This is a genomic window from Pseudoalteromonas sp. HM-SA03 (assembly GCF_002289345.1).
GTDB lineage: Bacteria > Pseudomonadota > Gammaproteobacteria > Enterobacterales > Alteromonadaceae > Pseudoalteromonas.
The window spans coordinates 62,600-79,624 of the sequence record NZ_NSDG01000082.1 but is presented as its reverse complement, the minus strand read 5'-3'; the positions used below and the strand labels follow the sequence as shown (position 1 = coordinate 79,624).

The 17,025-nt window shown below is 43.5% G+C and carries 18 protein-coding genes; 8 read left to right on the top strand and 10 right to left on the bottom strand.

The annotated features are described in order from the left end of the window. Nucleotides 1–36: 36 nt before the first annotated feature. Entirely contained in the window at nt 37–1,854 is a 1,818-nt protein-coding gene (locus CKO50_RS16470) for an assimilatory sulfite reductase (NADPH) flavoprotein subunit (protein ID WP_095729040.1), read from the bottom strand. Nucleotides 1,855–2,153: 299 nt separating this feature from the next. Between CKO50_RS16470 and CKO50_RS16465 the strand changes: the two genes are divergently transcribed. Next, nucleotides 2,154–3,764, top strand: coding sequence for an endonuclease (locus CKO50_RS16465; protein ID WP_095729039.1), 1,611 nt, complete (start codon nt 2,154–2,156; stop codon nt 3,762–3,764). Between the two features lie 68 nt (nt 3,765–3,832). Here CKO50_RS16465 and CKO50_RS16460 read toward each other — a convergent pair whose 3' ends face one another. Together CKO50_RS16460 and CKO50_RS16455 are read right to left on the bottom strand one after the other, a co-directional pair. Continuing rightward, nucleotides 3,833–5,002 (bottom strand): DUF3103 family protein, encoded by a 1,170-nt coding sequence (locus CKO50_RS16460; RefSeq protein ID WP_095729038.1) that lies wholly within the window; start codon nt 5,000–5,002, stop codon nt 3,833–3,835. A gap of 118 nt (nt 5,003–5,120) precedes the next feature. Beyond that, nucleotides 5,121–5,501, bottom strand: a complete 381-nt coding sequence (locus CKO50_RS16455; RefSeq protein WP_010376275.1) for a hypothetical protein — start codon at nt 5,499–5,501, stop codon at nt 5,121–5,123. A gap of 155 nt (nt 5,502–5,656) precedes the next feature. Here CKO50_RS16455 and CKO50_RS16450 point away from each other — a divergent pair, with 155 nt between their 5' ends. The 4 genes from CKO50_RS16450 to CKO50_RS16435 all read left to right on the top strand — a co-directional run bounded on the left by CKO50_RS16450 (nt 5,657) and on the right by CKO50_RS16435 (nt 9,101). After that, nucleotides 5,657–6,367 (top strand): hypothetical protein, encoded by a 711-nt coding sequence (locus CKO50_RS16450; RefSeq protein ID WP_095729037.1) that lies wholly within the window; start codon nt 5,657–5,659, stop codon nt 6,365–6,367. A gap of 85 nt (nt 6,368–6,452) precedes the next feature. After that, nucleotides 6,453–7,073 (top strand): endonuclease, encoded by a 621-nt coding sequence (locus CKO50_RS16445; protein ID WP_095729036.1) that lies wholly within the window; start codon nt 6,453–6,455, stop codon nt 7,071–7,073. 298 nt (nt 7,074–7,371) lie between these two features. Further along, on the top strand, nt 7,372–8,715 hold the full coding sequence (locus CKO50_RS16440; RefSeq protein ID WP_255230118.1) for a S41 family peptidase: 1,344 nt from the start codon (nt 7,372–7,374) through the stop codon (nt 8,713–8,715). Beyond that, nucleotides 8,715–9,101 carry a hypothetical protein gene (locus tag CKO50_RS16435; protein WP_095729035.1) on the top strand — a complete coding sequence of 129 codons (387 nt, stop codon included), beginning with the start codon at nt 8,715–8,717 and terminating at the stop codon, nt 9,099–9,101. The genes CKO50_RS16440 and CKO50_RS16435 overlap by 1 nt, the downstream gene beginning before the upstream one ends. Before the next feature lie 23 nt (nt 9,102–9,124). Here the strand turns inward: CKO50_RS16435 and CKO50_RS16430 are convergent, their stop codons facing one another. Next, a complete protein-coding gene (locus CKO50_RS16430) occupies nt 9,125–10,012 on the bottom strand; it encodes a LysR family transcriptional regulator (protein WP_095729034.1) in 888 nt (295 codons plus the stop codon). A 107-nt stretch (nt 10,013–10,119) separates the two neighbouring features. Between CKO50_RS16430 and CKO50_RS16425 the strand changes: the two genes are divergently transcribed. Both CKO50_RS16425 and CKO50_RS16420 read left to right on the top strand, forming a co-directional pair. Beyond that, nucleotides 10,120–10,686, top strand: coding sequence for an NADPH-dependent FMN reductase (locus tag CKO50_RS16425; protein WP_095729033.1), 567 nt, complete (start codon nt 10,120–10,122; stop codon nt 10,684–10,686). Nucleotides 10,687–10,807: 121 nt separating this feature from the next. Then, on the top strand, nt 10,808–11,494 hold the full coding sequence (locus CKO50_RS16420; protein WP_095729032.1) for a 4'-phosphopantetheinyl transferase: 687 nt from the start codon (nt 10,808–10,810) through the stop codon (nt 11,492–11,494). A gap of 160 nt (nt 11,495–11,654) precedes the next feature. Here the strand turns inward: CKO50_RS16420 and CKO50_RS16415 are convergent, their stop codons facing one another. From CKO50_RS16415 to CKO50_RS16400, 4 genes are all read right to left on the bottom strand, one after another. Next, nucleotides 11,655–12,170 (bottom strand): DUF2489 domain-containing protein, encoded by a 516-nt coding sequence (locus tag CKO50_RS16415; protein WP_095729031.1) that lies wholly within the window; start codon nt 12,168–12,170, stop codon nt 11,655–11,657. Beyond that, nucleotides 12,170–12,757: a Der GTPase-activating protein YihI gene (gene yihI / locus CKO50_RS16410; protein WP_095729030.1), complete on the bottom strand. Its 588-nt coding sequence runs from the start codon at nt 12,755–12,757 to the stop codon at nt 12,170–12,172. The genes CKO50_RS16415 and yihI overlap by 1 nt, the downstream gene beginning before the upstream one ends. A gap of 24 nt (nt 12,758–12,781) precedes the next feature. Next, nucleotides 12,782–13,435 carry a class I SAM-dependent methyltransferase gene (locus tag CKO50_RS16405; RefSeq protein WP_095729029.1) on the bottom strand — a complete coding sequence of 218 codons (654 nt, stop codon included), beginning with the start codon at nt 13,433–13,435 and terminating at the stop codon, nt 12,782–12,784. A gap of 635 nt (nt 13,436–14,070) precedes the next feature. Then, entirely contained in the window at nt 14,071–14,703 is a 633-nt protein-coding gene (locus CKO50_RS16400) for a cytochrome c (RefSeq protein WP_095729028.1), read from the bottom strand. A gap of 453 nt (nt 14,704–15,156) precedes the next feature. Between CKO50_RS16400 and yihA the strand changes: the two genes are divergently transcribed. After that, complete coding sequence (gene yihA / locus CKO50_RS16395; RefSeq protein WP_095729027.1) at nt 15,157–15,795, top strand: ribosome biogenesis GTP-binding protein YihA/YsxC; 639 nt, start codon at nt 15,157–15,159, stop codon at nt 15,793–15,795. A gap of 17 nt (nt 15,796–15,812) precedes the next feature. On the opposite strand, the gene CKO50_RS16390 is transcribed toward yihA, so the two are convergent. Together CKO50_RS16390 and CKO50_RS16385 are read right to left on the bottom strand one after the other, a co-directional pair. Continuing rightward, a complete protein-coding gene (locus CKO50_RS16390) occupies nt 15,813–16,343 on the bottom strand; it encodes a DUF1285 domain-containing protein (protein WP_095729026.1) in 531 nt (176 codons plus the stop codon). Continuing rightward, entirely contained in the window at nt 16,330–16,899 is a 570-nt protein-coding gene (locus tag CKO50_RS16385; RefSeq protein WP_095729025.1) for a YceI family protein, read from the bottom strand. Before CKO50_RS16385 ends, CKO50_RS16390 begins: the two co-directional genes overlap by 14 nt. Between the last annotated feature and the right edge of the window lie 126 nt (nt 16,900–17,025).

The window sequence follows — 17,025 nt, the reverse complement described above, 5'->3', positions numbered from 1 at the left end:
CTACATTAAAATTGGCTGACGGTATAACAAGACGCGTTAGTAAACGTCTTTCTGATAACGGTTTGCGCTACGCAATGCTTTAAGATATTGCTCAGCTTGTTCATCATCTTTCCCTCCATGGGTTTTAATGATGTCGATAAGTGCTTGGTGTACATCTTTGGCCATTCTGCTAGCGTCACCACAGACATAAAAATGGGCGCCCTTTTCAAGCCATGCAAATACAGCTTCGCCCTTCTCGCGCAGTCTATCTTGCACGTAAATCTTTTCAGCCTGATCACGACTAAATGCCAAATCTACATGTGTTAATAAACCCGACTTTACGTAATTTTGAATTTCTACTTGATAAAGGAAATCTTCTGTAAAGTGTGGATTACCAAAGAACAGCCAGTTTTCACCCTCAGCGTCACGCGCCTCACGCTCTTGCAAGAAGGCTCTGAACGGTGCGATACCTGTACCTGGGCCAACCATGATCACAGGTGTAGCATTGTCGACAGGTAACCTAAAGTTGTCGTTATGCTCACTGAATACTTTCACTTTCGTACCTTCTTCAGCACGATTCGCTAAATAACCTGAACAGCCGCCAAAATGCTTTTCACCAAAGGTATCAAATTCAACTAAACCTACGGTTAAATGCACCTCTTCTTCCACCTCTGCTTGGCTTGACGCGATAGAGTACAGGCGCGCTTGTAATTTTCGACAGCAATCAACTAGTGCTTGCGCCTCAATGCTCTCAGGGTTTTGCTTAATCACATCAAAGATTTGACGCTCTTCAATATAAGCACGCAATGCCGCTTTATCGTTTGCAAGTGCGCTTAGCTCCTCATTCCCAGTCGCAATCGCATACTTTTCAACAAAGCCAGGATACGACTGTGTTAGCTCAAGATGTTCAATTAACGCCGTTTCTAATGAAACGGTGAGTTCACCTATTTTTACGGTTTGTGCTTTGTCGAGTTTTAAGGCATCGATCACCGCCGCCACTTCTTGTGGGTCATTTAAGAAATACACGCCAAGTGAATCACCCGGCTGATAAGTGATATCGGAACCTTCAAGCGAAATTTCAATGTGACGCACATCTTTGCTTGAGTTTCTGCCAGTGATCTTTTGTACCACACTCAACTCAGCCGCAAATGGGTTTTGCTTTGTATATTGGCTCGCTGCTGCCTGAGGAACGCCAAACGGCATGCTGATAACGTTACCACCACCTGCTTGCTGCTGAGCTTTAAGCGCAGGCTCTAATGCATCTAGCGCCTGTGCGATCCACGCCTCGGCTTCAGCTTCATAATCCACATCTAAGTCAGCTCGCGGCACAACAATTTCAGCACCAAGGGCAGCCAAGCGCGCTTCAAAATCCTTTGCCGTTTGGCAGAAGAATTCATAACTTGAATCACCAAGGCCAATCACAGCTTGCTTTACACCTTCCAGTTTAGGCGCCTTCTTACCCGCTAAGAATTCATGCAATGCTTCTGCATCTTCTGGTGGCTCCCCCTCTCCGTAAGTAGAGACAGCAATCACTAAGAATTTCTCTTTCTTCAGGTTGGCAGGTTTGTAGTCAGCCATATTGACCAACTTAGTCGTCAAGCCACGCGCTTCCGCCTGAGCTTTAATTTGGTTTGCAACCCCTTTTGCGTTACCGGTTTGTGAACCAAATAAAATAGTCAGAGGTGCAGACTCGTCAGCGCCCGCTGTTGCTTGTCCAGCAATACCTGATAATGCAGCTGAATTTGCGGTTGCAGCTAAATAGCCGCTTACCCATGCCTGTTGGATTGGATTTAACTCTCCAACTAAGCCTTGTAGTTTTTGCAGTTGTTCATGTGTCAGCGGACTTGCTGCAGCATTAAGTTGACTTAACAACATCATGGATCCCCGTACCCAAAAGGTTTTGCTTGCTCATTGCATAACTGGCTCGCACAGAGCGTAGCCTACTTTTATTAGCGTGAAGCATACGTGGCAAATTGAGAGATCAAAAAGAATAGAATCTGCTTTTATATTCCTTTTAGTTATTGAAGATTGAAAAGTCCAAAGAAAACAGATTAAAAGAAGTTCGATATTTAACCGCTAAAAAGTTTAACATTGCCGTAACAGTTTTGATGCAAAATCAAACTGTCATATACAGACAAACTATAATATAGATAATCAAAATAATGAGAGTAATAATGAAACACGGGAAATATAAAGGTCTGATCTTCGGATCATGCTGCGCTTTACTGAGTATTAGCGCTACCGCACAGGTGACAAATGGCAGTTTCGAGAGCTGGAGTGGTCAAGTCCCTAGTGGATGGACGACGATAGACTCGGGCATCACACTTAGCTCGGTTACGACGCCAATAAAAGACGGTAATCTTGCCGCAGCGGTGCAGGTAACTACTGCAACACAAAGTAGCACAGACTTACAACAGCAAGTAAACGTTGAAGCGGGTAAAAGCTATCAATTTAGCACTTGGGTCTATCACACAGAAGGTGGTGTCAAAGCACGATTAGTGGTGGACGGCTATCATGGCTATTCTGATCAGTTCAATGTCGGGCAGTGGCAACAACTTAGCTATACCTATACCGCAACTGCAACCACTGCGATTAATGTTGGCTTACGTTTTTACGATGGCAGTGGTTTTGACGGTAATGAAATTGTCTACGTTGACGGCTTTGGTCCAACTTCTACCACGCCAGAGCCGCCTCAGAGCTGTCAAAATAATAGTGTCACTCTCGCTTTGATGACCGATAATTATGGTAGCGAAACAAGCTGGCAAATCACTAATACAGCAAACACAACCGTTGCTAGTGGTAGTGGCTATAGCAATAATCAATCGGTAAACGAAAACCTATGCCTTAACGACGGTAGTTATACCTTTACGATTTTAGACAGCTATGGCGACGGGATTTGTTGCACCAATGGTAATGGCCAATATACCTTAACGCATGCGGGTACAACGCTCGCTTCCGGCAGCCAGTTCAGCAATCGTCAAGATCATACCTTTACGCTTGGCACAACCACGCCTCCTCCTTCAGGCGATGGTTACTATGCTTCCACTGCTGGACTTAGCGGTTATGCACTGAAAACAGAGTTACACCAGATTATTCGTAACCACCAATCACAAGGTTATTCTGCTATTTGGGGCTTTATCGATCAGAACGAGCGCGATCGCCATTTTGAAAAAGATAACAGCATCTTAGATCGCTACTCTGAGAAGCCAACGGCAAATGATAGTGTTAGCTATGTTTCTACAGGATCCCAGTGCGGCAGTTACAGAAGCGAAGGCGATTGCTATAACCGAGAACACTCCTTCCCCAAATCTTGGTTTGGCGGTCAAGTAGAACCGATGAATTCGGATATCCATCATATTTTTGCTTCCGATGGCTATGTAAATTCAAAGCGCAGTAATTATCCATTTGGTGAAGTAGGAAGCGCTTCTTATACCTCTAGTAACGGGAGTCGTCTAGGTTCAGCATCTGGTATTAATTACAGTGGCACTGTATTTGAGCCAATTGACAATTTCAAAGGCGATTTTGCTCGTGTCTACTTTTATATGGCAACACGTTATCAAGATGTGATTGCAAACTGGCAAAATAATACCAGCTACAGCAATGCAGTACTCAATGGCACACAACACCAGGTATTCGAAACTTGGGTCGTCAACATGCTAAAAAGATGGCATAACGAAGATCCTGTCGATGCCCTAGAGCAAACGCGCAACCAAGCGGCTTATGAATTTCAGGGTAACCGAAATCCATTTGTAGACCATCCAGAGTTTGTCGAAGCAATTTGGTAACTATAAATAAAAAGAAATAAAAAAGGCCAGTAACTGGCCTTTTTCGATAACATCATTTTGGCTAATATTTAGCGAGGATTAATTGTAAGTGGCTCAATCGTCACTTTCGCATTACCACTTGCGCCCATATGCCCGTTGTAAGTTTGTCCTTCAAACAAGGTGTAAAATACATCAACATAGTCATCATCGTTAGTAAACCAATGGCTTGGCATTGCTTTGATCAATTGATTCGTCAGTTGCGGGATAATCGCATAGCCTTGAACATTAGGATCAGGAATAGCGCGCATCACTTGCGTCACAATATCCAAAAGTGTTGTTGCTAAGTCTTGATAGTTAGTATTGTCGTCTTGCTCCATCAGCAATAAATCTGCCGCTTGCCAACGATATCGCTCCCAATGAATGATAATTTGGTTAGGCGTATAGTCCGTACCATCGTGGTCCAAATATGGCATATCCACAATATCTAGAACAGGCTCATCTCGGGATGGGTTGACGCCTGTTACAATGCCGTAAACTTCCGCAGCCCCAGATACCCAAGGCTCTTCATCGTCATTTAGTCTGATTTTCTTCAATACACTGGTTGAAATCGGCTCAGCATCATCGTTGCTCTGCACAGCTGTTGGTGGCATTGCCAAGCCTTGCTTGGCAAACACTTGCTTCATTACCTGAATGCCTTCTTGTTTTACCTTATCACTATCAAGTTCAACGATTAGCACAGGTCGCTCTGGCATTGTATGTGCGTCAAGTAAATGCAATTGACCGTGCTCATCAAAAGCCTCTACATATTGCCAGTGCTTATCATCACCTTTAGGCGCAAAAGCAATTAATGGCGCTTCACCTTGTTGCCACTTTGTTAGCATTTCGCTAGAAGCAATACGCAGCTGGTATAGATTAGAGCTATAGTCAGTCAGGCCTTTTAATGAGCGAGTGTACTGGCTCGCTTCTGTCATGAGCTGCTTAGTTGACCCCTGAACTTGTAGCTGCTCCAGTGAAACTGCATCCTGATACTGGCTAAGTTGAGTTTGAACTTGGGGACCTAAGTGATTAAGTGATAGCGCTAATTTTTTCGCAATTTGCTTTTTTATATCAGCAACTTGAACTGGTGCAGCGTTAAATTTATCAAGCTGCTTAAGTGAACTGTAGGTATTAAGATTAACCTTGTCTGCCGCAGAACTTGCGAAAGACATTCCGCCGAGCATGGCTATCATTAGTGTAGAGAGGGTTACATGTTGTTTCATCTTGCGTTCCTAGAAATAATCCGTGTTATGGAATAAACAAGATAAAACAACAAAAGTAAATTATCAACACGTTAACATGGTTAACATATAAAACAATTTAATCTAGCTTTTAGAGTTTTTATTCTTCTACTGGGTAGATAGTAATTTCTATACCGGCACCTATTGCAGAGATCCTAAGCAACGTATCGGCCTGTAGTGCTTGCGAAAAGCACTTGGGTGACTTGCCTGAGTTAAAGCCAATGTCAAAAGTTCGCTTGGTACAACCTAGCCATTGCTTAAGTGCCGCTTTAGAGCAAGACTCAATTAACTCACACAGTTGGTTAATCGCTTTATCAGGGGTTAATTCATTGGTATTTGCTTCGATGCGAGCCAATTGACGATAGTCATCTTGATCGTAATGCAGCACGATAGCATTTTTCTTTAAATCCGAAACTAGCGCACTGATATCCTGCTTTGACTCCAGTTCCAAATCGACATTTAAAAATTGAATTTCAGACATGTATTAAAAGCTACCTTGTAAAGCTAAATCTAGTAATGACTTATTTATCAGTGTGATAAGGACATTACTTATTGGACAATGCGACAATTTGTCACATTCTAAGCACCGTGCATTATAGTTATCATACTCACGAGCAACTAGAATAACATATTGTGATGATTAAAAAACTGCTAAAACCCGCACGTAAACTCCACAAGTACCTTGGCTATTTATTGTTTTTACAGATCTTTGCTTGGCTATTAGGCGGGCTGGTCATGAGCGCGATCCCATTGGCAAAGATCCATGGTAAACACTTAGCGCATAGAAGCTTAGACAACCCCTTTCCCACCGCCGCGTACCAAGCTGATCTCAATCAGTTAGTACAAAGCACGGTGCAAGTGCGCCAAATCCAGTTCGGCCATTTTCTCGATACTCCCATCATCAAGCTAAACCAAGATGAAAAGCTCATTTTCAACGGAATAACAGGCGCACCTTTTACCACTCCAAATCAACAGCAAATAATACAACAGGCCAAGCAACACCTATTAATTGCAGCGGATGTGAGCCATATTGAACGACTTGCCACAGCCCCCAGAGAAGCAGGTTACAAGGAAGATGTTTGGCGAGTCGAATATAACGATACCCTCTCCACCACGCTGTATCTAAGTGCAACTAGCGGTGAAGTTGTGACGGTGCGTAGCACGTTGTGGCGCATCTTTGATTTTTTTTGGATGTTACACATTATGGATTACGACGAACGTGAGGATTTTAATAACCCCTTGCTCATTTCTTTCGCCGCTACGAGTGTGCTCTTTTGTCTAACAGGGATATTGTTATTATTGCAATCTCCACCTTGGCGAAAACGTCGCCCTGCACTGATTAAATAAAGGGGTTTACCGTATACGCTTGTTGGTATTGATGATTTTTTTGATATAGTGGTATTCCCTGTATTCCACCATTTGGTGAGAGGTTATGCCACGATATTGCTATATCTTAGCGCTTAGCTTATTTGTATTAACAGCTAACGCTCAAGAATTCACGTCTTTCTCAAAAGCAAAGAAACATTTATCACAACAAGTTACCGACAATACCCGCACGCTTTATTGTAATTGTAATATCAAAAAGCAAGGCAAAAAGCTGGTGCCTGATCCCGCAAGTTGTGGTTATACCCCGAGGTTACCTTACACTCGCAATGGCAAAGAAAACGCCCGTGCTCAGCGCATTGAGTGGGAGCATATCGTGCCCGCGTGGGAATTTGGACATCAGTTGCAGTGCTGGCAAGATGGCGGCAGAAAGCACTGCCGTAAGGTTAGTGAACAATTTAGGAAGATGGAAGCCGATATTCACAATCTCGCTCCAGCGATTGGTGAAATTAATGGGGATCGCTCTAATTTTCGTTTCGGCATGTTACCAAACACTGAAGCAAACTATGGCGCATGTCCAGTGAAAATAGACTTTAAATTACGCCGAATTGAACCACCAGAATATGCAAGAAAACGCATTGCTGAGGCGTATTTTTATATGGAAAAAACCTACGGACTAAAAATCTCCCCACAACAGCGGAAATTATTCACGGCTTGGCAGAAACAGTGATTGCGAGATAACCCAAGCGGTGCTAGTTTTTAGTCATACAACTAAAACAGGAACGTGAATACGATGCAACGTATTACTCTAGTTTTCGCATCAACAGCAATGAGCNTGTGGTGGCGGTGGCAACGATTCATTAACCACCGATAACCCTAGTAATAATACGGGACAAACCGAGCCGCCAACTTGGACGTTTAATCAATTTCCTGCGTCAAGTCAGTTTATTAATTATTGTGCCTCCCCAAGAACGGGTACAGACAAATATAACAACGACCAACCTTATCCCGATAAGGTTGGTACGGCGATGCATGAAAAAATGTGGCTCCGCTCTTTTACCAACGAAACCTACCTTTGGTACGACGAAGTACTAGATAACGACCCAACACAATTCGATACTGTTATTGATTACTTCGAGCAATTAAAGACAAACCAAACGACGGCATCGGGCAATGCCAAAGATCAATTTCATTTCTACGAATCTTATGAAAGCTTCCAAAAAGAAGCGCAATCGGGCGTTGCAACCGGTTATGGCATTCGTTGGGCAGCCATATCCACATCGCCACCACGTAACTTTACTGTCGCCGCAGTAGAGCCTAATTCACCAGCCGCGAATGCAGGGATCGTACGTGGAGATAAGATCCTCTCGATAGATGGCGTCGACTTTATTGCAAGTGATAATACCGCTGCGCTGAATGCAGGCCTGTCACCAGAGCAAAGCGAGCCACATAACTTTGTATTAGAAGATAAATCAGGCAACGAAAAATCCGTCACCCTGACTTCAGTCGATATTGAAACCTCACCGGTGCAAAACGCTAAAGTCATTAGCTATGGCGGCAAGCAGGTTGGGTATGTGCAGTTCAATCAATTTATTCCAACAGCCCAAGAAGGATTAATTGAAGCATTTAATCTATTTAAAACACGGCAAATAGACGACCTGGTACTCGACATGCGTTACAACGGTGGTGGTCGCGTCATTATGGCAGCGCAACTAGGCTATATGGTTGCGGGCAACAGCAGCCTAAACAAAACCTTCACTTATAGCACCTTAAATGACAAGCGTACTGCTGAAGAAGAGCGCACCGCTTTTGAGTCTAGAGCAATTAACTGGGCTGAAAACAAGTTTACAACCACCTCTTTACCCACGGTAACTTTACCTAGAGTTTATATCCTCTCGACACGAGGCACGGCCTCTGCCAGTGAAAATGTAATTAATGGCCTGCGCGGCATTGATGTTGAAGTCTTTTTGATCGGTGGTACCACTCGAGGTAAGCCCTATGGCTTTGTGCCCGCACAAAACTGCGGCACGGTTTACTATACCATTCAGTTTGGTTCGGAAAATGCGAAGGGCTTTGATGCTTATGCCGATGGCTTTACCCCTTCAGGAGCGTCAAGCAGTGGTGAAATTGGCCTAAGCGCACAAGTGCCAGGCTGTATTGTCGCAGATGACTTCTCAGCACCGCTAGGCAGTCAAGAGGAAGATCTTTTCGCCGCAGCACTGACACATATAGATACCGGTCGTTGCCCAAATGTAGCGCAATTTGCGCCTACTGCTCTGCCACAGTATCCAAATAAGGAGCATGCGGTTACGCTCCCAGTCTATCCACTGCGGGAAAATGCAATTTTAATGAAGCCTAAGGAGCCGCAATAATGGCGCCGCTAAAAGCGGTGAAAATCATCGCTTTGGCTTTATTGATGCAAGCATGCAATAGCGCGCCTGCATCAACTTCGGTTAATGAGGCTGTACTCTCGGCTTCTACGCCCGAGGTGTTATCACAACTCAAGCAAGCTATAGTAAAACTCAAAGGCGGCGTACCACCGACGCTCGCAAGCACCGTTTTTCAACGTAGTCCAACACTACTGCTTGAGCATGGCCAAAGCCTAGATGGCAATGGCAGTCCAATTTTAGGTGCCCATAATCTCGCTTATGAGAGTTTCATCTTGCAGCTTCGTTACACCCAGTGTGTACTCTACTATCCGAAAAAAGATACTTATGTCGTGCTCAGTAAAGTTAGCTGCAAAAAGCTGGAAAAATAGCGCCTGAGCTCAATCTATTAGCCTCAACTCAAATTAGCAAAATGGCGCTTTAACACGTCACACAATGCCTGTACTTTTGCAGTTCGGTGAACCAGTACATGGGTAACTAGCCAAACTTGGCTTAACCATTTTAACTCATCATGCAACACCGGCTGTAAATCTGGATAACGCTTTGCTACATCGTGCTGTAGCCCACCAATACCTAAACCGTTAACAATGGCACGCGACGCGTCTGACGTTTCAGATACCCTAAGTGTCACTTGTGTCTCAGGGATATGTTCATCTACCCAAGCGAAATATGGCACTCTTGCATTAAACCCGGCCACACCAGAGACAAAGTAATGCGTCTGTAACGCTTCAAGTGTTTTGGGGATCCCCATACGCTTGATATAGCTTGAAGACGCATACAAGCCTGCTTCTAAAGTATTTAGATGCTGCACTATGTAGTCGGGCTCATCGGGCTTTGGTCCTGCCCTCACCGCAACATGCGCCTGTCCATGATCTAAGCGTAAACGCTTTTGGTCGAGAATGACTTCAAGTTGTACCTGTGGGTGTAATTGCTGAAAAGTCAAACAAGGCTCCGACAGCATATCCATAAAACCACTGACCGTTGTCACCAAAAGCTTACCTCTAAGCTGGCTGTCCGAAGCAACAATAGAAGCACTCAACTCCATCAAGCGCTCGTCTATTTGACTCGCCGTCGCAAGTAACTTTTCTCCTGCCTGTGTTACCTGATAACCTCGGGCATGACGGTGAAATAACCGCGTTCCCAGTGCTTCTTCTAAGCTATTTATTCGCCTCAGTACCGTACTGTGGTGGATCTCTAAATGCTCTGCCGCCGCTGATAAGGTACCAAGCTTGGCAACCGTATAAGCGACCTTAAGATCCTGCCAATCTGTGAATTTATCCATAACCACCTCTGTGCATATATGCACACAAGCTTTGCGTTTATTTCGGTTTTGTGCAAGTAAAATTTTGCTACTATCACTTTAACGAAACAAAATAAGGTATCAGCAAGATGACTACAGCAAAAATTATCGCACTCGCAGGCAGTTTAAGAAAAGACAGCTATAACCAATTACTCATCCAAGCCGCGGCAAACTTTGCACTAGAAAGTGGCGCAGAAGTAGAAGTGATCAAGTTACAAGATTTAGATATTCCAATGTTCGACGAAGATCTTGAAGCACAAGGCACACCAAAAGGTGTTCAACTTTTAAAAGACAAGCTACGCGATGCCGATGGTATTCTGTTAGCAAGCCCAGAATACAACGGCTCCTTCACCGCAGTGCTCAAGAACGCAATAGATTGGGCATCCAGAACAGAACAAGGTGCAGTGCCAGCATTTAGAAACAAAGTAGTGGCACTCTATGCAGCCTCACCAGGCGGCTTAGGTGGATTACGCGGCCTAAACCATGTCCGCGATGTGTTGTCTGGCATTGGCAGTTTAGTCCTCGCAGACCAATTGGCCGTACCTAGCGCATTTAATGTATTTGATGACCGAGGTAAAATTAAAGACCCAGAACTTGCTGAAAAAGTATCAAGCCTCGCGCTGCAACTAGTGTCAGTTGCAAGTAAGTTAAAATAACTTTCAATCTCTCGTTCATATCTTGCTATGGACGCTTAGCTCATGCACACTAAGCGTCCAAAGCGAATTAGAGGCGCAATATCAGCCTTGTAATAATGGATACGAATAACGGGAGTCAGCTTTGCAGAGCACTCAGAGTCACCTATTTACCCCCTATCTCTCACACCACTTTCATTGCATTCAGTTTGATCCTGACAGCTTTGACGCGCTTTCCTTTGAACAGCAAAATATACTTCTGCCCGCTTCACTTGATAAAGCGGTAGCGAAAAGGCGAGCCGAGTTTTTAGCGGGACGAATATGTGCCAAAACTTGCCTAGCGCAATTTGGACAAGGTGACTTTACGCTGCTTAACGGCTCCGATCGGGCGCCTATCTGGCCTGCTAATATTGTTGCCAGTATCACGCATACTCGAGGGATCGCGGCTGCAATTGCTACTGATGATATCGCCGTGAAAGGCTTAGGCATTGATATCGAAAGAGATATGAAACCGAAACAGGAACTCGAACTACAACGGCAAATCTTACATCCTGAAGAAGCTGAAATTTTTGCGCTTTTTGGTGAGCAAGTGCACTGCCCGTTGACGGTTATTTTCTCGGCCAAAGAGAGCATATTTAAAGCACTTTATAGCACGGTGCAAAAGTTCTTTGGTTTTGATGCTGTCCAGCTGACTCAGTTTGATGACAAGAAACTTAGTTTCACTTTGATGGAAACACTACACAAGGATTTAAGCAAAGGACAACAAGTGGAAGTATATTACCAATGCAAAGACGCCTTAGTGCTAACCGAGTGTGAATACATCACACAGTAAAGTCATATCTATTTGACTTAATACTTACTCAACTTGTTGAAAGAGTAAACCTAACCCTAGCTGCGTTAAAAATTTCTCATTTAGAACTGAAAACGCCCACTAGGGGCGTTTAATCTGAAGTTTGGATCAAAATTCACTCAGCCATTTACCAAAAACCAACTTACTGGAACACAACATTTTCACTGCCAGAGGCCGCTTTAAAGCGCGCTATCAGCTTTTCACAGTCCTGTAAGATCTCCGCTTCTAGGCGCTCTTCAGCACGCCAACGCTGGCTATCCATTTTGAAAATCTCTTTTTTAGAATACTTCTTACGCGCGTCATGAGTTGGCATTTCTTTGACTTCATCATACATCTGATAAACACCAGGATAACTCTGTTGTAAGTCAACTTCCTCATCAAAGCTATATTGCGAGATGAGTACCCAAACTCGTAAACACCCTTCAGAATATTCACACTGTTTTTCCTTCATCGCACGCGCGATCAAGTTAACGCTATCCGCAATTTTTCCATTGCGCTGCTGCCGTGACTTTTCAAGCTCAGCAGCCTTTTGCTCGCGATGTTTGGCAATCTGCTCTTTTTGCACCTTCAGTTGCCATAGTAATTTACCCGCGTAAAACGCCAGTCCAGCAATAATCAGGGCACCAATAATGATTGCGATGATCCATGCAGTATTCATTACTTATCATCTTCCTCAAAGTCGTCGTCTAGCCATTCATTTGCTAGATCATTACTCATAAACTGATCCATTGGATCATCTTCTAGCATATCGCCTTCTTCAAACTCATCATCAATTCCTAAGATCTCACATAGTTCCTGATGACGTGCAATGCCGCGATTGAAGTATTTCGCATCTTTACCTGTTAGCAGTTCACCGCGTTCATGGCGTTCAAGTAGCGCCATCAAGCGTTCGTCATTTTCTAACTGCTCTAGCTCTTGCTCTGGCGTTAACGTCTCTACCGCTGTAGTTAACTTAACTTGCGGCTGTAGATGGCGCTTCATCTCTGGCTGTGCATTCGACTTAGTCGGTTGTGGCTCTGCGACCAAAGAAATGGGCTTTTTGCTACCAACACGCGGATCTTTATTGGTCGTCGTGTTTGATTGCTCTTTCACTAGGATCTCTGGTGCATTTCTAGAACCCGGCTTTTTACCTTTAGTTTTTTTGCTACGCTGCTCTTTTAGTGCACGTAACGCTTGGAGCTTTTCTTTACTCAGCCTTGGTGTTCCATTGGCTGCAACTTTACGTGTCTTTTTCTTTCTAGTCATAATTGGTTATCCAAAATTCTCGCGTTAACTACGCTTGGTGAGAATGATGACATCATTCCCAATAAATTCTAATTCACAATCCTGCTGCGCGGCAAAATACGCAAAGCTTTCTTGGCTAAAAAATGAAATATGCGTCAGGTCATTTTTATAGTGCCAATTCGCAAAGCGTGCTTTATCAATGACGAGCTTGGTCATCAAGGCTAGCGGCTTTCCCACTTTTAAACATGCTAACAATTGCGTTAATACTTTTGCAGGTTCTGCTAAATGCTCCACCACTTCTGTACTGACGATAAAGTCGTACTGACGAGTCAGTACACTGGCATCATTAGCATAGTACAGGTCAAACAAAGCCACCTGATGCCCTGCTTCTTCAAGCATTTTCGCAAGCAGCGGGCCAGGCCCACAGCCAAAATCTAAGCCTTGGCTTGGTATCACCAAACGTGCCAACAGTGGATCCGCCACTCGTGCTAGAAAGCGTCGATAGCCTTCATCAGCCAGATCGTTTTCATGGCTATTATAAATGGCCTTTTCTTGAGCTGGTGTTAATCTCGACTTGGGATCAACCATCACCAACTGGCAGGTTTGACATTGCCAGTACAGTCGATACTTGTCTTGATGGTAGGCTTCAAGCTGATTACCTTGGCACAGGCCACAACTGAATAGAGTTGAATCTTGCAATGGTCAACAGTGATTGCTTAATAAGGCGGCTATTGTATCAGGTATAATAGAGGCAACCAAATAAAAAGGCGGCAGAGATCACTCTCTACCGCCTACTAATCTGAGCGTCACAACTGGACACTTCTCCCTTCGACTTTTAAGTCTTATTATTATTCTTTTTATTTTATTGTCGTCCGTATTGTTTTTATTTAGACTTCCGTGACACTTTCCATATTGTTTTTATTATGAGACTTCCGTGATTTTCTTATTCTCGGCCTTCCTGACGCTTTCTTGATAGTCCTTCGTATCCAACTAGATACATAACTTTGCCACCTACGCTTCCGTATCGAATTGTCCCTTTTTTTGTATTGCTTGGCGACAACGAATAATCTACGCTCCTGAGCTTGAGTTACAACTGTTTAATAACAAATTTCTTACCTTAATTTTTTTAATTAAACAGAAAAAAGATGAATTACATAAACTTACACTGAACAAGAGCTTAAAAATAAGCTAAAACTCACATGCTGCACAAGTAAATATCTCACATCAAAAGTGAGATATATCTCACAATCTCAAAAACAAAAAAAGGCAGCCTATGCTGCCCTTTTTTCAATAGTAAGAGTTTACACTGAGAGAGGTAAACTCACTATACGACTTTAGTGTAGACCGCCTAAGTACTTAGATAATACTTCGATGTCTTTGTCTGTAAGCTTCTGCGCGATATCACGCATCATACCATTCATGTCGTTGTTACGAGTACCATCGCGGAACTTCTCAAGCTGTGATTTGATGTACTCAGGGTGCTGGAACGACACTTTAGGGAACTTAGCTAAAGAAGTACCGTTACCACGAGGACCGTGACACGCTGCGCAAGCTGGAATACCACGCTCAGCATCACCTGCTTTATAAAGCTGCTGACCTACAGCAACAACATCTTCCGGCGTTGAACCAGCAGACATAGATAAAGAAGAGAAATATGCGGCTAAATCTTTCATATCTTGATCTGCCAGCGGCATAGCCATACCACTCATCACAGGATCCATACGCCCTTCTTTACCACCAGACGTCATACCTAGCTTAAACTCTTGTAGCTGCTTATATATATAATCTGCGTGCTGACCTGCGATCTTAGGATACATAGTCACAGGGGCATTGCCATCTGGACCGTGACATGCTGCACACGTTGCAGACTTTGCTTTACCTGCTTCCGCGTCACCATCGAATGCCGATGCGTTGCTTGCTGACAACGTACCAAGCAACATTGTTAAAGTTAATGCTATTTTTTTCATGGTAAATTCTCTGTTTCCGACCCTGTAATTTGTACCCTCGCGAACAAAGTCGCTCTCTTTATTGCTCGGGCAAATAATACCAATCAGTACTAATTAGGTTGTTATGTTAATCAGATGAATCATGCATGCAAACTTAGCAAATATAACGCCAAACAGCACCGATCCATCTAAATACGCCTTGCTCAGCAGTGACTACTGATAGGTATACACTTTAGATTGACATTGCAATTTCTACATTCTACACGATATTACTTTCTCTGGCACGTTTTCTGCCCATATTAAGCTTATAATTTATAGGGACTTGACCTAGATTAATTAATATTGGGACGACGCTTCAGCCAATTTGCAACAAAAGCGGCATTTAGAACCAACCTCACAATGCTTTTGGTTTCCGTCATACTGTTATAAAATACGCAATTCCATCCGCGAAAGTTTAATCAGTTAGGAGTCAGCGTGCTAAAATCTCGCGTTAAATACAATCAGGCACAATTTATCACAAGTGCCCCAGATATCAGTAAACTGCCACCAGACACTGGAATTGAAGTTGCTTTTGCGGGTCGTTCTAACGCTGGTAAGTCGAGCGCGCTCAATACGCTTACAGACCAAAAACTGGCGCGCACCAGTAAAACACCTGGTCGGACTCAACTGATTAATACTTTTTCTCTAGGTGAAGATCAGCGTTTGATCGATTTACCTGGTTATGGCTTTGCAAAAGTCCCGTTAGAGATGAAGAAGAAATGGCAAAAAGCATTAGGTGAATATTTGCAACGCCGTAAATGTCTTAAAGGGATTGTGGTATTAATGGATATTCGTCACCCTCTTAAAGATCTCGATATGGATCTCATCCACTGGGCGACTGGCAGCAATATACCAGTATTGGCGTTGTTGACTAAAGCCGATAAGCTAAAACAAGGTAAGCGCAAAGCAGAAGTGCTACAAGTACGTCGTGCGCTATCTGAAATAAACGGTGATATCACCGTTCACGCGTTCTCTTCTTTGAAAGGCATCGGATTAAACGAATTGGCGTGGAAACTGGATGATTGGTACTTAGGTCCGTTTGTCAAAGAAGCTCAAGAAGAAACGAGCGAATAATCAAACGTAGGGCGCGCTTAGCTAAGATAAAAGCGCGTCTTTGCCGACATCAGATAAAGACCTTTTTCATCTTCCTCGAGCAATTCAGCCCACTGATAATAGACATTTCGTGAAATTCTAGCGGTTAAACCATAATTGAGTGTGAGAAATGGAATATCTCCCCCATTAACATGCTCAAGCGCTAATGGAAACACATCACAAATGGGCCATTTACGGCCTAAATTATCTATCGCGATAATACAAGGTGATAACTCCACAGCCGATGCTTCATCACAATAACGCCATTGCTCGATAATAAACGGATGAGCAAGCACCTCTATCTCACAACTTTCAGCTGGTGTTTTTAACCAATACTGTTGACCATCAAAGGTTAAAACACTAGCAAACAAGGCAACAAGTGATTGCCGTTTAATTTCACGCCCTTGATGAAACCAACGACCATCCGCCGCAATTTTGATGTCAGAAAAACCGCACGACGGCGCCGACCAATTTTCGGTCGGCGCATGAGTCGTAACATACTGTTTGATTAACGTATCAATTTTGCTCATCAAAAACCAAATTGAAGCTAACAGGCACGCTAGTCGCGATAGTCTTCAGACCCGCAATTTCTCGTAGCGCTTCAATTCCTTTATCTAACCCAAACTGCTTAGAATCGAGAATAAATGCATGTACCGGTGTAACCACCAAGCCATTAGCACTTTTCGTTATCAATAAGTCTAGGCTGATCTTTTGGATCTGACCATGCAGTGTCAGTGTTGCTGTCACATCATTGATTTTTTGTGTACCAGCTTTAAGTTTAGCAAGCACTTCAGAAACATCAGCGTTAACTTTCGCCTTTGGGTGTTGCGCTACATTAAACAGCATCTTTTGCATGCGTTCATTACGGATCGGGATCATCGTTTCGACGCTTGCCAAGTCAATATTAACCTCAAGCTCGCCTTTAGCAGATAATGTACTATCTATCGTTTTAAAATGATGTACTTCTGCAACGCTAGTCTGTTTCACAGACACAAAACTAACATCGCTTTGCTGTTGATTAAATTGCCAAGCAGCGAACGCCTGAGAAGAAATAAGTGCACTACCTAAAAGAAGGTACTTTAGCATGACGACTTCCTTATGAAATGAGAGTGAATTGCATTTGAGCGCTCAGTGTAAAACGCAGTGCAAATTAAATAAACCTTTAATCATAAACTCGTTGTTATGTTGGAATACTTTTACGCTCATGGTATT

Excerpts from the sequence above, each read along its gene's own strand:
- CKO50_RS16470 (WP_095729040.1), bottom strand. The coding sequence starts at position 1,854 with ATGTTGTTAAGTCAACTTAATGCTGCAGCAAGTCCGCTGACACATGAA.
- CKO50_RS16465 (WP_095729039.1), top strand. The coding sequence starts at position 2,154 with ATGAAACACGGGAAATATAAAGGTCTGATCTTCGGATCATGCTGCGCT.
- CKO50_RS16460 (WP_095729038.1), bottom strand. The coding sequence starts at position 5,002 with ATGAAACAACATGTAACCCTCTCTACACTAATGATAGCCATGCTCGGC.
- CKO50_RS16455 (WP_010376275.1), bottom strand. The coding sequence starts at position 5,501 with ATGTCTGAAATTCAATTTTTAAATGTCGATTTGGAACTGGAGTCAAAG.
- CKO50_RS16450 (WP_095729037.1), top strand. The coding sequence starts at position 5,657 with ATGATTAAAAAACTGCTAAAACCCGCACGTAAACTCCACAAGTACCTT.
- CKO50_RS16445 (WP_095729036.1), top strand. The coding sequence starts at position 6,453 with ATGCCACGATATTGCTATATCTTAGCGCTTAGCTTATTTGTATTAACA.
- CKO50_RS16440 (WP_255230118.1), top strand. The coding sequence starts at position 7,372 with ATGCATGAAAAAATGTGGCTCCGCTCTTTTACCAACGAAACCTACCTT.
- CKO50_RS16435 (WP_095729035.1), top strand. The coding sequence starts at position 8,715 with ATGGCGCCGCTAAAAGCGGTGAAAATCATCGCTTTGGCTTTATTGATG.
- CKO50_RS16430 (WP_095729034.1), bottom strand. The coding sequence starts at position 10,012 with ATGGATAAATTCACAGATTGGCAGGATCTTAAGGTCGCTTATACGGTT.
- CKO50_RS16425 (WP_095729033.1), top strand. The coding sequence starts at position 10,120 with ATGACTACAGCAAAAATTATCGCACTCGCAGGCAGTTTAAGAAAAGAC.
- CKO50_RS16415 (WP_095729031.1), bottom strand. The coding sequence starts at position 12,170 with ATGAATACTGCATGGATCATCGCAATCATTATTGGTGCCCTGATTATT.
- yihI (WP_095729030.1), bottom strand. The coding sequence starts at position 12,757 with ATGACTAGAAAGAAAAAGACACGTAAAGTTGCAGCCAATGGAACACCA.
- CKO50_RS16400 (WP_095729028.1), bottom strand. The coding sequence starts at position 14,703 with ATGAAAAAAATAGCATTAACTTTAACAATGTTGCTTGGTACGTTGTCA.
- CKO50_RS16390 (WP_095729026.1), bottom strand. The coding sequence starts at position 16,343 with ATGAGCAAAATTGATACGTTAATCAAACAGTATGTTACGACTCATGCG.
- CKO50_RS16385 (WP_095729025.1), bottom strand. The coding sequence starts at position 16,899 with ATGCTAAAGTACCTTCTTTTAGGTAGTGCACTTATTTCTTCTCAGGCG.